The organism is Citrobacter sp. Cpo061 (genome assembly GCF_030332845.1).
GTDB classification, from domain to species: domain Bacteria; phylum Pseudomonadota; class Gammaproteobacteria; order Enterobacterales; family Enterobacteriaceae; genus Citrobacter; species Citrobacter portucalensis.
Window position 1 is genome coordinate 121,347 of record NZ_JAOWHB010000053.1, and the last position, 15,179, is coordinate 136,525.

The 15,179-nt window shown below is 53.1% G+C and carries 13 protein-coding genes; 5 read left to right on the plus strand and 8 right to left on the minus strand.

What is annotated here, in order from left to right; all coding sequences use genetic code 11:
* Positions 1–192: 192 nt before the first annotated feature.
* The 8 genes from OGX97_RS19240 to syd form a co-directional block, all read right to left on the minus strand.
* Positions 193–1,335 carry a glycerate kinase gene (locus tag OGX97_RS19240; protein ID WP_218658968.1) on the minus strand — a complete coding sequence of 381 codons (1,143 nt, stop codon included), beginning with the start codon at positions 1,333–1,335 and terminating at the stop codon, positions 193–195.
* Positions 1,336–1,417: 82 nt separating this feature from the next.
* Entirely contained in the window at positions 1,418–2,758 is a 1,341-nt protein-coding gene (gene gudD, locus OGX97_RS19245; RefSeq protein ID WP_003034111.1) for a glucarate dehydratase, read from the minus strand.
* Positions 2,759–2,778: 20 nt separating this feature from the next.
* On the minus strand, positions 2,779–4,119 hold the full coding sequence (locus tag OGX97_RS19250) for an enolase C-terminal domain-like protein (RefSeq protein WP_057068331.1): 1,341 nt from the start codon (positions 4,117–4,119) through the stop codon (positions 2,779–2,781).
* A gap of 2 nt (positions 4,120–4,121) precedes the next feature.
* Positions 4,122–5,474: a galactarate/glucarate/glycerate transporter GudP gene (gene gudP / locus OGX97_RS19255; RefSeq protein ID WP_048215647.1), complete on the minus strand. Its 1,353-nt coding sequence runs from the start codon at positions 5,472–5,474 to the stop codon at positions 4,122–4,124.
* A 343-nt stretch (positions 5,475–5,817) separates the two neighbouring features.
* The gene (locus OGX97_RS19260; RefSeq protein ID WP_003825676.1) at positions 5,818–6,267 is read right to left on the minus strand and encodes a flavodoxin; all 450 of its coding nucleotides are present in this window, start codon (positions 6,265–6,267) and stop codon (positions 5,818–5,820) included.
* Between the two features lie 19 nt (positions 6,268–6,286).
* On the minus strand, positions 6,287–7,069 hold the full coding sequence (gene truC, locus OGX97_RS19265) for a tRNA pseudouridine(65) synthase TruC (protein WP_003825671.1): 783 nt from the start codon (positions 7,067–7,069) through the stop codon (positions 6,287–6,289).
* Positions 7,069–7,398 carry a YqcC family protein gene (locus OGX97_RS19270; RefSeq protein WP_003825670.1) on the minus strand — a complete coding sequence of 110 codons (330 nt, stop codon included), beginning with the start codon at positions 7,396–7,398 and terminating at the stop codon, positions 7,069–7,071. Before OGX97_RS19270 ends, truC begins: the two co-directional genes overlap by 1 nt.
* Before the next feature lie 632 nt (positions 7,399–8,030).
* Entirely contained in the window at positions 8,031–8,576 is a 546-nt protein-coding gene (gene syd, locus OGX97_RS19275) for a SecY-interacting protein (RefSeq protein WP_032944836.1), read from the minus strand.
* A 68-nt stretch (positions 8,577–8,644) separates the two neighbouring features.
* Between syd and queF the strand changes: the two genes are divergently transcribed.
* The 5 genes from queF (at position 8,645) to xni (ending at position 15,167) form a co-directional block, all read left to right on the plus strand.
* The gene (queF, locus tag OGX97_RS19280) at positions 8,645–9,493 is read left to right on the plus strand and encodes an NADPH-dependent 7-cyano-7-deazaguanine reductase QueF (RefSeq protein ID WP_003825665.1); all 849 of its coding nucleotides are present in this window, start codon (positions 8,645–8,647) and stop codon (positions 9,491–9,493) included.
* 113 nt (positions 9,494–9,606) lie between these two features.
* Positions 9,607–10,971, plus strand: coding sequence for a nucleotide 5'-monophosphate nucleosidase PpnN (gene ppnN / locus OGX97_RS19285; protein WP_003034076.1), 1,365 nt, complete (start codon positions 9,607–9,609; stop codon positions 10,969–10,971).
* Positions 10,972–11,531: 560 nt separating this feature from the next.
* A complete protein-coding gene (locus OGX97_RS19290; RefSeq protein WP_003034073.1) occupies positions 11,532–12,821 on the plus strand; it encodes an HAAAP family serine/threonine permease in 1,290 nt (429 codons plus the stop codon).
* Between the two features lie 53 nt (positions 12,822–12,874).
* On the plus strand, positions 12,875–14,242 hold the full coding sequence (locus OGX97_RS19295) for an L-serine ammonia-lyase (protein ID WP_003034070.1): 1,368 nt from the start codon (positions 12,875–12,877) through the stop codon (positions 14,240–14,242).
* A 169-nt stretch (positions 14,243–14,411) separates the two neighbouring features.
* Entirely contained in the window at positions 14,412–15,167 is a 756-nt protein-coding gene (gene xni, locus OGX97_RS19300) for a flap endonuclease Xni (protein ID WP_279850836.1), read from the plus strand.
* The last annotated feature ends 12 nt before the right edge of the window (positions 15,168–15,179 follow it).

A 15,179-nucleotide genomic window follows, 5' to 3' on the forward strand; every position in this document is an offset into this window, starting at 1 on the left:
CGCCGGATGCGGCGTAAACGCCTTATCCGGCCTACAGGTTTCACTGTTTACCGTAGAGCCGATAAGCGTCGTGCATCGGGCAGTAAACGCCTTATCCGGTCTACAGGTTTCGCTGTTTACCGTAGGCCCGATAAGCGTCGCGCATCGGGCACATCGCCGAATCCGGCGTGACCGCCTTATACGACCTACAACTCAGCGTAATTGCTGCCCTGCTTTAAGCGTTGCGGCTACGTTTCGCGCCGTCATTCGTACGTTGTCGCTCGCGTTCTTTAGCGCCTCATCCAGGGTACAAATGGAGTAAATGACGCTGAAAACAGCATCCAGCCCATGCTCGTGTACGACCCCCACATCGGCCGTCAGGCTACCTGCGATACCGATAACCGGCTTGTTGTAACGCTTTGCGACCTTCGCCACGCCAACCGGAACCTTACCGTGAATGGTCTGACTATCAATGCGCCCTTCACCTGTGACCACTAAATCCGCATCCGCAACGCAGGCATCAAGGTGTAACGCATCGGTCACTATCTCAATACCACAGCGTAACTGTGCGCCGCAAAACGCATACAGCGCCGCCCCCATACCACCAGCCGCACCACCACCGGCCAGATCCAGCACGTTGACGTCCAGATCGCGGGCAATAAGTCGCGCATAGTGCGTGAGCGCCCGATCCAGGCGGGTAATCATCTCCGGCGTAGCCCCTTTTTGCGGACCAAAAACCGCAGATGCGCCCTCTTTTCCAGTCAACGGGTTGGTCACATCGCAAGCCACTTCAATACGGCACCCGGCAAGACGGCTGTCTAACTGAGAAATATCAATCCGGGACAGAGATTCCAGACCGATTCCGCCTTGCGCAATTTCGTTATTTTGCGCATCCAGCAATTTTGCTCCCAGCGCTTGCACCATCCCGGAACCGCCATCATTGGTGGCGCTACCGCCAATCCCAATGATGATATGCTCAACGCCCGCATCCAGCGCATGACGGATTAACTCCCCGGTTCCCCAGGACGTGGTTTTCAGCGGATCGCGTAGCCTCGCAGGAACTTGTTCCAGTCCGCTGGCGGCCGCCATTTCGATAAACGCCGAGCGCTCATCACCAGATAAACCATAAAATGCCTGAATTGTGTTGCCCAAAGGGCCGGTAACATCAACATGCACAAGGTGACCTTGCGTTGCGGCAACCATCGCTTCGACCGTTCCTTCACCGCCATCTGCAACCGGGATCTTCATGTAATCCGCATCGGGCCAGATCTCACGAAACCCCAGCTCTATAGCCGTTGCCACCTCAAGCGCACTCAAACTTTCCTTATAGGAATCGGGTGCGATTACTATTTTCATAAAGCATCCTTACGCATGTTGATTATGTTAAGCATACACCAGGAGCAAAACCGCTCACTCTATAGGAGCGGTCCTGGATCACTTAGCGAACCATGCACGGACGCTTATTATCAAACGTCCAGTTCGGGATAAGATACTGCATACCCATCGCATCATCACGCGCACCCAGTCCATGTTGCTGGTACAGCTCATGCGCTTTCATGACCTGATCCATATCCAGCTCCACGCCCAGACCCGGTTTTGCCGGAACCTGCACCATGCCGCCTTTGATTTCAAACGGCTCTTTGGTCAAGCGCTGGTTGCCTTCCTGCCAGATCCAGTGGGTGTCGATAGCGGTTATTTTACCCGGAGCCGCCGCCGCGACATGCGTAAACATCGCCAGCGAAATATCAAAGTGGTTGTTAGAGTGCGATCCCCAGGTCAGCCCGAACTCATGGCACATCTGCGCCACGCGTACCGAGCCCTGCATGGTCCAGAAATGCGGATCCGCCAGCGGGATATCCACGGACTGCAGCGACAAGGTATGCCCCATCTGACGCCAGTCGGTGGCGATCATGTTGGTGGCGGTCGGCAGACCGGTGGCGCGGCGGAACTCCGCCATCACTTCACGCCCGGAGAAGCCCTGCTCCGCACCACACGGATCTTCCGCGTAAGCCAGAGAGCCTTTCAGGTACTTACCAATTTTGATCGCTTCATTCAGCGACCACGCGCCGTTTGGATCCAGCGTCACGCGCGCCTGCGGGAAACGTTTCGCCAGCGCAACAATGGATTCCGCTTCTTCTTCTCCGGCCAATACGCCGCCTTTCAGTTTAAAGTCGTTAAAGCCATATTTCTCATACGCCGCTTCCGCCAGGCGCACTACCGCATCCGGGGTCATCGCTTCTTCATGACGCAGACGATACCAGTCGCATTTCTCATCCGGCTGACTCTGGTACGGCAGCGGCGTTGCCTTACGGTTACCCACGAAGAACAGGTAACCCAACATTTCAACTTCACTACGCTGCTGGCCATCCCCCAGCAAAGAGGCGACGTTTACGCCCAAATGCTGACCTAACAGATCCAACATGGCCGCTTCGATCCCAGTAACCACATGAATAGTGGTACGTAAATCGAAGGTCTGCAAACCGCGACCGCCCGCATCACGATCGGCAAAAGTATTGCGTACTGCATTCAGCACGTTTTTGTATTCACCTAACGTTTTACCTACCACCAACGGGATCGCATCTTCCAGCGTTTTGCGGATTTTTTCGCCGCCGGGAATTTCACCCACGCCGGTATGACCGGAGTTATCTTTAATAATCACAATATTGCGCGTGAAGAACGGAGCATGTGCGCCGCTCAGGTTCATCAACATGCTGTCATGACCCGCAACCGGAATAACCTGCATAGAGGTAACCAATGGGGTAGAAAATTGTGCGCTCATAATTAAGTCCTTATTCAAAATTAGTGGCGGCCGAAAACGGGACGTTTACGGTCAAAAGTCCATCCGGGGATCAGATACTGCATTGGGCCTGCGTCATTACGCGCGCCACCGGGCAGCGCCTTATAGGCTTCATGTGCTTTCTGTACCTGATCCCAGTCCAGTTCCACGCCCAGACCGGGCGCATCGGGTACCGCAATTTTTCCGTTTTTAATCTCCAGCGGATTTTTGGTCAGGCGGCAATCGCCCTCCTGCCAGATCCAGTGGGTATCAATAGCCGTTGGATTACCCGGTGCAGCCGCACCAACGTGGGTAAACATCGCCAGCGAAATATCAAAATGATTGTTAGAATGGCAGCCCCAGGTCAGGCCCCAGTCGTCGCATAACTGTGCCACGCGTACCGCGCCAGAAAGGGTCCAGAAGTGCGGATCGGCCAGCGGAATATCAACTGAATTCAGCATCACCGCATGGCCCATTTCACGCCAGTTGGTGGCTATCATGTTCGTTGCTACCGGCAGACCGGTTGCACGGCGGAACTCGGCCATCACTTCGCGGCCAGAAAAACCCTGTTCGGCACCGCACGGATCTTCGGCGTAGGTCAGAACATCGTTCAGCCCTTTACACAGGGAGATGGCTTCATCCAGCAGCCAGGCACCGTTGGGATCAACCGTAATACGCGCATCCGGGAAGCATTTTTTCAGCGCACGAGCGGTGTCGATTTCCTGCTCGCCAGGCAGTACACCGCCCTTGAGTTTGAAATCTTTAAAGCCGTAGCGATCCTGCGAAGCCTGAGCCAGACGTACCACAGCCTCACTGTTCATCGCTTGCTGATGACGCAGGTGATACCACTCATGGTTTCCCGACGTGCTTTCCAGATACGGTAAATCGGTCTTTGTGCGATCGCCCACGTAGAACAGATAACCGAGTACGGTGACCGCATCGCGCTGCTTGCCCGGCCCTAACAGTTCACAAACCGGCACGTTCAGCGCCTTACCCAGCAGGTCGAGCAATGCGGCCTCCAGCGCCGCTACCGCATTGACCCGTAGTTCAAAGGTCCAGGCGCCTTTGCCAAAGGTGTCAAAATCAGCGGCCTGGTTGCCCTTATGCACCTGCTGCACCACCTTATTCAGGCGCGCCACTTCCTGGCCCAGCACCTGCGGAATCGCATCCACCAGCGTCTGATAAATCACTTCGCCACCTGGCGCTTCACCGATACCGGTGTTTCCGGCATTATCGGTGAGCACCACGATATTACGAGTAAAGTATGCGTTATGCGCGCCGCCAATATTGAGCAGCATGCTGTCATGACCGGCCACCGGGATGACCTTCATATCGGTAATAACGGGACTCGATTGTGTTGTCATCATCATTGTCCTGCGACAGGTTTCAGTTCGATACGTTTAATATCGCCCACCAGCACCAGATAGCTCACCACCGCAATCAGCGCATGTACCCCGACGTAAATCAACGCGCCGTTAAACGAGCCGGTAGTCCCGACGATGTAGCCGATAGCAATTGGCGTGACAATGCCGGAGATGTTGCCAAACATGTTGAACAAACCGCCGCTCAGACCGCTGATCTCTTTAGGTGCGGTATCAGCCATCACCGCCCATCCCAGCGCACCGATACCTTTGCCGAAGAAGGCCAGCGCCATAAAGCCGATGATCATCCACTCCACATTGACGTAGTTACAGAACACCATCACCATCGACAGCAGCATACCGAGTACGATTGGCGTTTTACGGGCGATATTCAGCGAACCGGTACGGCGCATCAGCCAGTCGGAAATAATGCCGCCGAGCACGCCGCCGGCGAATCCGCAAATGGCCGGAACCGAAGCAACAAAGCCAGCTTTCAAAATCGACATACCGCGAGCCTGCACCAGATAAACCGGGAACCAGGTGATAAAGAAGTAGGTCAGCGCGTTAATGCAGTATTGGCCGATGTAAATCCCGATCATCATCCGTGAACCCAGCAGCTGTTTGATTTGCCCCCACTTCACGCTAAACGGCACTTTGGTTTTGGCTGCCGCCTGATCCATGTTGATCAGCGCCCCACCTTCGGCAATGTACTCCAGCTCTTTTTGGTTTACGCCCGGGTGCTGGTTCGGTTCATGAATCACCTTCAGCCAGACGAAGCTGATAACAATCCCAAGACCGCCCATAAAGAAGAATACGTGCGACCAACCCACTTCGTGGGTCAGCCAACCCATGATTGGCGCGAAGATAACGGTGGCAAAGTATTGCGCAGAGTTAAAGATAGCGACCGCCGTGCCCCTTTCCTGTGCCGGGAACCACGCCGCCACAATACGACTGTTGCCGGGGAAGGAGGGCGCTTCAGCTAAACCGACGAGGAAACGCAGGGTAAACAGCGCAACGATAATGCCGAAGCCACTGAAGATATCGACAAAACCCTGCAACAGGGTAAACATAGACCAAATAAAGATGGACCAGAAATAAACGCGTTTTGAACCAAAGCGGTCGAGCAACCAGCCGCCGGGGATCTGGCCGATAACATAGGCCCATGAGAAAGCGGAGAATACATACCCCATCCCTACCGCATCCAGACCAATGTCTTTGGCCATCTCCGAACCGGCAATGGATAAGGTGGCGCGATCGCCGTAGTTGAAGGATGTGACGATAAACAGCATCACCACTATCCAGTAGCGAGCGTTAGTGCGTTTTTCCGCGCTGCTCGCCGCCTGACTTAATGAACTCATTGTTGCACTCCTGAATCCTGGCTTTCGCCAGTTCATTCTGTACAGCACCTGTAGGGTGATCAGAATGAGAGGTTAGTGTGTGGCAGTGTTGGTACAGCTCAGGGCCGTTTTATTCTGACTCGCTGCCATTCCGGGAACTGACGGGAAAAGTATATGAAGGAGTGCCACTGACCCTCACCGTGCATGAACACAACATTAGGGAGGCAGTGAGAAGTTGTTTGGGGCATAAGCCCAAAGTAGTGGAAGTTAGTTCACGTAATTGGGGTTTTATTGCCGGGTGGCGGCTTCGCCTGCCCCGGCTTGCGGTTCAAATGGGGGTTGCATGCCCGTACGAGCGAGGGAGTTATTTAAGCAAGGTTCCCCAGTTTTCTACCCAGGGATTGGATTCGCTTTCCGGTTCAGGATGCTCGCTGGCATCAATCAGCAGCATTTCTCCTACACGGTGGGCGCTTTGTTCCTGCAACAGCGCATCGAACTGCTTGCCGCCATTGCAGAAATTAACGTAGCTACTGTCGCCCAGCCCAATTACCCCGTAATGCAGATTTGGCTGGAAACCGAGATTATCTTTGATCCCCTGAAACAGCGGCACGATGCTATCCGGCAGATCGCCCTGCCCGGTCGTGGAAGTCACCACCAGTACATATTTATCCTGATATGCCTGCCAGTCGCTAAGCTCCGGATCTTCGAACACCGTAGCTTTATGACCCTGCGCCGTCAAAATAGCTTCGGCCTCTTCGGCAACCAGCAGCGCGTTTCCGTACATCGTGCCGACAAAAATTCCAATTTCCGCCATAACCGTAATCTCCTGGGACTTAAGAATCTATCTGCTCATCCTGACCTGACAGCCCGCTGAACTCAACCCTTTCATTCTCAGGGAGAAGTCCACGCCAGCCAAACTGTGATAACGCCTGCATCCAGACGTCATCCAATCCGGCGCGAATAACCAGCGGTTCACCGGTGAAAGGATGGGTCAGCGCAAGCTGGCTGGCATGCAGCATCAATCGCTGGCAACCGAAATGCTCTGCGGCGCTGCGGTTTTGCCGCAAATCACCGTGCTTGCTGTCGCCGATAATCGGATGGCGCAAGTGCGCCAGATGGCGTCTGAGCTGGTGCTTGCGACCGGTTTTAGGATCCAGCTCCACCAGCCCGTAACGGGTAGTCGGATAACGCCCGGTCGCTACCGGCATTTCTACCGTTGCCAGGCCGCGATAATGGGTGACAGCAGGCTGCGGGCCTTTATCATCGCGGGCAAACTTATCGGCAATCTTATCCAGCTCTTCGACCAGCGGGTAATCCAGCACGGCATCATCCATCAGCCAGCCACGCACAATCGCATGATAGCGTTTCTGAATTTGATGATGTTCAAACTGCTGGGACAGCAAACGCCCGGCTTCGCTGGACAGTCCCATCAGCAGCACGCCGGAGGTTGGTCTGTCGAGTCGATGGGCGGTAAATACGTGCTGACCAATTTGGTCGCGCACCGTTTGCATCACCACCACTTTCTCATCCCGGTCGAGCCAACTGCGGTGAACCAACCAGCCCGAAGGTTTATTGACGGCGACCAGCCATTCGTCCTGATAAAGAATTTCCAGCATCAGGCGTTATCACTTGTAAACAGCGCATCCAGCTCCTGCAATGCCGCCAGAAGAATGTCGCGTTGCGGGTGATCGGCTGCCAGCGCCATTTCGTAATACGGTGCGACGGCAAAAGCCTGCGGAAGCGGCTGCGCGTTATCAATCAACGTATGCATGCGGGGAATCAACACCCACTGCAGCCACTCGACCGGTTCCATGGTATCCATACAAAAAGGCTGCGTACTGGTAAACAGATGCTCTGCTGGCTCATCCATCCGCCAGTGATGATGTTCACGCAGTAGCGCTTCAAGTGCGTGTAACTGCTGGCGCACACGGTCATGAGTCGTCATGAAATTAACCTCAATGATGAAAAAATCTGGCGCGAAGAATAGCACTAGTGAAGGGAAATAAAAAAAGGGAGCACTGTAAAAACAGTGCTCCCGGTTCGTTTCGCAGCATTCCAGCTACTTTTAGTGCTCCCTGCTCATCCTTGACAACTTTTCCTGTGGTCTTGCGACCGTGTTCATCCTGAACTTTTGCATCCTGCTCACATCACCCCGATGTGAAAACTTCATCCTGAAGTATCCTGGCCATCCAGACCCGCCGAACATCCTGACCGGCTCTCATTCTCCATCCTGGAGGTGTCCTTTAACGCATCCAGCGTCTTCCTCTTTGCTTCGTCCTGAAGCCTGTCCTTGCAACACCGTCCTGGTGTGTCCTGGCGAAGAGCCATCATCCTGATGTTCTCTTCGTTGTGCGACTCCTTGTCGACAGATATAGAATCGCCTGTTTCGCTTTGTCTTACAAGATGCTTACAGGCTTACCCTTACGATTATTTTCGTATGAAAGTTGACAATAAAACACTAACCAATTGAATAATAATAAATTATTATTTTATCAATTCATTAAGTCTTTACTTATCACCTGGCAATGTCCTACAGGGTTTGTAAGAGATCTCTCACAAGATTCAGGGCAAACTGGATTACAGAACTGGCTTAAGTTGAGTGAGGAATTCCGCAAGTGAGGCCGCCAGCACCGTTCGTTTACGGGTTCCCAGCGTTTCTTTGCACACTTCACCGGACAGATTGCACACCGAAATGACGTCAAGCTCATTATCTTGTGTGGCAATAAAAAGCGTAGGTGATAGCTTGAGGCGCTTTTGCGTTACCAGATGACCAATCAGGTTTTCCTGAACGCGCCTGAAGTCATCTTCACTCCAGGTTTGCAGCAGCGTGAGCTTTTCATCCGCAAACTGCGCGTGCATATCACCAGCAAACTGGGTGGTGTAAAAAGCGTGAACGGCAGGTTGTACCACAATATCAAAGGCCCGTTCAACCGCATTGAGGTTATTTTCGCCGACAAAAGGTTGAGGCTGCCAAAATACCGCATCGTCTGTGGAAGAAATGATACACGGAGAAGGTACGCCATACAGCTCTTCGCTGAGCGGCCAACTGTTGTTTTTTTCATGCCATGCGTCGCAATAACGCGTCGTAAAGGCTATCAACGCCTGCGCTGTCAATTCGTCCACTGATTTCTCTCTTCACAAAAGCCAGGATACACTTGTCGCATAGTGTATCTGGTTTATGACGGTGAAACATGTCCTCTTATGAAAATCATCAGGCGCTTAACGGCCTGACACTCGGTAAATCAACGGATTACCGAGACAATTACGATGCAAGTCTGTTGCAGGGCGTTCCGCGCAGCCTGAATCGCGACCCGCTGGATTTAAAGGCCGATAACTTGCCTTTTCACGGTGCGGATATCTGGACGCTATATGAACTGTCGTGGCTGAATGCCAACGGCTTACCGCAGGTTGCGGTCGGTCATGTGGAGCTGGATTACACCAGCGTAAATCTGATTGAATCGAAAAGCTTTAAGCTGTACCTGAACAGTTTTAACCAGACGCGTTTTGATTCCTGGGACGCGGTACGCCAGACGCTGGAAAACGATCTGCGCGCCTGCGCTCAGGGCGATGTCAGCGTGGCGCTGTACCGCCTTGACGAACTGGAAGGGCAGCCGATAGCCCACTTTAATGGGACCTGTATCGACAATCAGGATATCGTCATCGACAACTATCAGTTCAGCACTGCGTATCTGGAAAATGCCGTGAGCGGTGAAAAGGCAGTCGAAGAGACGCTGGTCAGCCATCTACTGAAATCCAACTGTCTGATCACCCACCAGCCCGACTGGGGCTCCATACAAATTCAGTATCGTGGACGGAAAATCGACAGAGAGAAGCTGCTGCGTTATCTGGTCTCCTTCCGCCACCATAATGAATTTCATGAGCAGTGCGTGGAACGTATTTTCAATGACATTCTGCGCTTCTGCCAGCCAGAGAAACTGAGCGTCTATGCACGCTACACGCGACGTGGCGGCCTAGACATTAACCCATGGCGCACCAACACCGATTTCACTCCGGCAACCGGTCGTCTGGTACGTCAGTAATCTTTTTTCTCAAATTTGCGTGCCGGATTCCGCGCACAAGGTTGTGAAAGGTCATAAGCCAGGGCTATTGTAATCAATAGGGAATGACGTGTTGCGTCCCATAAGGAGTTTACTTGATTACACATATTAGCCCGCTTGGCTCAATGGACATGTTGTCGCAGCTGGAAGTCGATATGCTTAAACGCACGGCCAGCAGCGACCTGTATCAACTGTTTCGTAACTGTTCGCTTGCCGTTCTGAACTCCGGCAGTTTGACCGACAACAGTAAAGAACTGCTGTCCCGCTTTGAAAGTTTCGATATTAACGTACTGCGCCGCGAACGGGGCGTGAAGCTGGAACTGATCAACCCACCTGAAGATGCGTTTGTTGATGGACGCATTATTCGTGCGCTACAGGCTAACCTGTTTGCCGTGCTGCGCGACATTCTGTTCGTCAATGGCCAGATCCATAACGCCGGTCGTTTTCAGCATCTGGATCTCGAAAGCTCGGTGCATATTACCAACCTCGTATTCTCGATCCTGCGTAATGCCCGGGCGCTGCACGTCGGTGAAGCGCCGAACATGGTCGTCTGCTGGGGCGGTCACTCAATCAACGAAAATGAGTACCTGTATGCCCGTCGCGTCGGCACCCAACTGGGTCTGCGCGAACTGAACATCTGTACCGGCTGCGGTCCGGGGGCGATGGAAGCGCCAATGAAAGGCGCTGCGGTCGGCCACGCCCAGCAGCGATACAAAGACAGCCGCTTTATTGGCATGACCGAACCGTCAATCATCGCCGCTGAACCGCCTAACCCGCTGGTAAACGAACTGATCATCATGCCGGACATTGAAAAACGTCTGGAAGCGTTCGTGCGTATCGCCCACGGTATTATCATCTTCCCGGGTGGTGTAGGGACAGCAGAAGAGCTGCTGTATCTGCTGGGGATCCTGATGAATCCGGCCAACAAAGATCAGGTTCTACCGCTGATCCTGACCGGACCAAAAGAGAGTGCGGATTACTTCCGCGTGCTGGACGAATTTATCGTGCACACGCTAGGGGAAGATGCGCGTCGCCACTATCGCATTATCATTGACGATGCGGCCGAAGTGGCGCGTCTGATGAAAAAAGCGATGCCGCTGGTGAAAGAAAACCGTCGCGACACAGGAGATGCATACAGCTTTAACTGGTCGATTCGTATCGCGCCCGATCTGCAGATGCCGTTCGAGCCGTCCCATGAAAACATGGCCAACCTGAAGCTGTACCCGGATCAACCCGTTGAAGTATTGGCCGCCGATTTACGTCGTGCATTCTCCGGTATTGTGGCAGGTAACGTGAAGGAAGTCGGGATCCGCGCTATTGAAGAGTTTGGCCCGTACAAAATCCACGGTGACCGCGAAATGATGCGCCGCATGGACGATCTCCTGCAGGGCTTTGTTGCACAACATCGTATGAAGTTACCGGGCACTGCGTATATCCCTTGTTACGAGATCTGCGCCTAACCTTCAACACCCGCTAGCAGCGCTATAGCGGTGACAGTTTTGTCCATATCAAAGCCGGGTTTGGCGCACTTGCCTCCCGGCTTTTTTTAGTGATACCAGTCACATAGCTCCGACAATCATATAAATACCAGTGATGATTCATAAAAAACAGCGCACTACGCAAACGATTACCTTGAAAAACCAACCGTGATTTATCTTAGAAAATTATTATTAGTCGCCGAAATCATCTAAAAACAACAGTTTTTACAGCTGAACACGCCTATCTTCGCGCCTTCGCTTTCATGAGATATGTCGTTAATGTTAGCCTTCGCGCCCGTAAATTCGCTTTGACTATTTTTTAACAGATTAATGGCCCAAATTTATCCACATAAAAGGTGGATTATTGCATTTGGGATCCCGATCACTGATACATTCATTACTAAAATGTATCTTTCCGCCCGAAAATTATTACGGCGAAAAATTATATAAAAATCGCTCAACGAATTTCGATTTACAGTCGGGTACTTTCTCATTGGATTGACCCCAAACCCGACTTTTTAAGCTTCCTCCAGGAGAAATAGATGGAAAACACTCAAACCAGCACTATCGTTACGGGCCAGACCCGCAGCGCATGGCGCAAAACAGACACCATGTGGATGCTGGGCCTTTACGGCACGGCGATTGGGGCGGGTGTATTGTTCCTGCCGATTAACGCAGGCGTAGGCGGTATGATCCCGCTGATCATCATGGCGATCCTTGCCTTCCCAATGACCTTCTTTGCACACCGCGGTCTGACTCGCTTTGTGCTGTCCGGTAAAAATCCGGGTGAAGACATCACCGAAGTTGTAGAAGAACACTTTGGTGTTGGTGCAGGTAAACTGATTACCCTGCTCTACTTCTTCGCTATCTACCCGATTCTGTTGGTTTACAGCGTAGCAATCACCAACACGGTTGAAAGCTTCCTGACCCACCAGCTGGCGATTACGCCGCCGCCGCGCGCAATCCTGTCACTGATCCTGATTGTCGGCATGATGACCATCGTGCGCTTCGGTGAGCAGATGATCGTTAAGGCGATGAGCATCCTGGTATTCCCGTTCGTTGCGGCTCTGATGCTGCTGGCGCTGTACCTGATCCCTCAGTGGAGCGGTGCGATTCTGGAAACCATGTCATTTGACTCTGCGGCAACCACCGGCAACGGCCTGCTGTTGACCCTGTGGCTGGCAATTCCGGTAATGGTGTTCTCCTTCAACCACTCCCCGATCATCTCCTCCTTCGCCGTGGCGAAGCGTGAAGAGTACGGTGATGAAGCAGAGAAAAAATGCTCCAAGATTCTGGCATTCGCTCACATCATGATGGTACTGACCGTTATGTTCTTCGTCTTCAGCTGCGTGTTCAGCCTGACTCCGGCGGACCTGGCAGCAGCGAAAGAGCAGAACATCTCGATTCTGTCTTACCTGGCGAACCACTTTAACGCGCCGATTATTGCCTGGATGGCACCGATCATCGCGATTATCGCTATCACCAAATCCTTCCTGGGCCACTACCTGGGCGCACGTGAAGGCTTCAATGGTATGGTGATTAAGTCTCTGCGTGGCAAAGGCAAATCCATCGAAATCAACAAACTGAACAAAATCACTGCGCTGTTCATGCTGGTAACCACCTGGATTGTGGCTACGCTGAACCCAAGCATCCTCGGCATGATTGAGACCCTGGGTGGCCCAATCATCGCGATGATTCTGTTCCTGATGCCGATGTATGCCATTCAGAAAGTACCGGCAATGCGTAAGTACAGCGGCCATATCAGCAACGTCTTCGTTGTGATTATGGGCCTGATCGCTATCTCCGCTATTTTCTACTCTCTGTTCAGTTAATTCCCCTGCGCCGCTCCTCGGGGCGGCGCACCTCGATACACAATGGACGCCTCATGATTAGCGTATTCGATATTTTCAAAATCGGCATTGGCCCTTCCAGCTCCCACACTGTTGGCCCGATGAAAGCAGGCAAACAATTCACGGATGACCTGATTGCACGCGGAATTCTCACTGACGTAACCCGCGTAGTGGTTGATGTCTATGGCTCTTTATCTCTGACGGGGAAAGGTCACCATACCGACATCGCGATTATTATGGGCCTGGCGGGTAATCTGCCGGATACCGTAGACATTGATGCTATTCCGTCCTTTATCCAGGATGTGAATACTCATGGGCGTTTGCTGCTGGCAGATGGTCAACATGAGGTCGAGTTCCCGGTCGACAAGTGCATGAATTTCCATGCGGACAATCTGTCCCTGCACGAAAACGGGATGCGCATTACCGCACTGGCGGGCGAAAAGGCTATTTACAGCCAGACTTACTATTCCATTGGCGGTGGGTTCATCGTTGATGAAGAACATTTTGGTTTACCGAACAACTCTCCGGTAAACGTGCCATATCCGTATAAATCCGCAGCTGATTTGCAACGTCATTGCCAGGAAACCGGCCTGTCACTTTCCGGTCTGATGATGCAAAACGAACTGGCGCTGCACAGCAAAGAAGAGCTGGAACAGCACTTTGCTAACGTCTGGGAAGTGATGCGTAGCGGGATTGAACGCGGCATCACTACTGAAGGTGTATTGCCGGGCAAACTGCGCGTTCCGCGTCGTGCTGCTGCGCTGCGTCGCATGCTGGTCAGCAGCGACAAAACCACCACCGACCCGATGGCGGTTGTTGACTGGATCAACATGTTCGCGCTGGCCGTGAACGAAGAAAACGCAGCCGGTGGACGCGTGGTGACTGCACCAACCAACGGTGCATGCGGGATTGTTCCTGCCGTACTGGCGTATTACGACAAGTTTATCCGTGAAGTGAACGCTAACTCGCTGGCACGCTACATGCTGGTCGCGAGCGCCATTGGTTCACTGTACAAGATGAACGCCTCTATCTCTGGTGCCGAAGTCGGCTGTCAGGGTGAAGTTGGCGTCGCCTGCTCCATGGCAGCGGCTGGTCTGGCTGAACTGCTGGGTGGTAGCCCAATGCAGGTGTGCATCGCGGCAGAAATCGGTATGGAACACAACCTGGGTCTGACCTGCGACCCGGTTGCCGGCCAGGTTCAGGTACCGTGCATTGAGCGTAATGCCATTGCTTCGGTTAAAGCGGTGAACGCTGCACGTATGGCGCTGCGCCGTACCAGTGAACCACGCGTGTGCCTCGATAAAGTTATCGAGACCATGTACGAAACCGGTAAAGACATGAACGCCAAATACCGCGAAACCTCTCGTGGTGGTCTGGCGATGAAGATTGTCACCTGCGATTAATTCTCAGCACATTTTCGTTTCTGTAGGCCGGATAAGGCGCTCGCCGCATCCGGCTTTTATTGCCTGATGGCGCTTCGCTTATCAGGCTTACGGATAGCGCTCTTTCGCAATGCTCGTCTCCACTCGTCGTGAATGTTACCCTACAGACTAATTTGTTAGGGAGAACACCGTGGCCGTCCACCTGCTCATTGTTGATGCACTGAATCTCATCCGCCGTATTCACGCCGTACAGGGCTCCCCCTGCGTGGAGACATGCCAGCACGCGCTCGATCAGCTGATTGTGCACAGTCAGCCCACGCACGCCGTGGCGGTATTTGATGACGAAGCGCGTAACAGCGGCTGGCGTCACCAACGGTTACCTGACTACAAAGCCGGTCGCCCGCCGATGCCTGACGATTTACACCAGGAAATGCCCGCCTTACGCGCCGCTTTTGAACAGCGCGGCGTCTGCTGCTGGGTATCCAGCGGGAATGAAGCCGATGATTTAGCCGCCACTCTGGCGGTGAAAGTTAGCCAGGCGAGACACCAGGCGACTATCGTCTCAACCGATAAAGGCTACTGTCAGCTACTCTCCCCAACGCTGCGGATTCGCGATTATTTCCAGAAACGCTGGCTGGATGCGCCGTTTATCGAGAAAGAGTTCGGCGTACTGCCGCAACAGTTGCCTGATTACTGGGGACTGGCTGGGATCAGCAGTTCTAAAATACCGGGGGTAGCCGGTATTGGTCCTAAAAGCGCCACACAACTGCTGGCACAGTTTCCAACGCTGGAAGCGCTGTATGAACACCTGGATGATGTACCGGAGAAATGGCGCAAGAAACTCGAAGAACATCGGGAGATGGCGTTTTTGTGTCGCGATATCGCGCGGCTGCAAACAGACTTACATATCGACGGAAACCTACAGCAGCTACGGCTGGCGCGGTAGTCTTATTTCCGG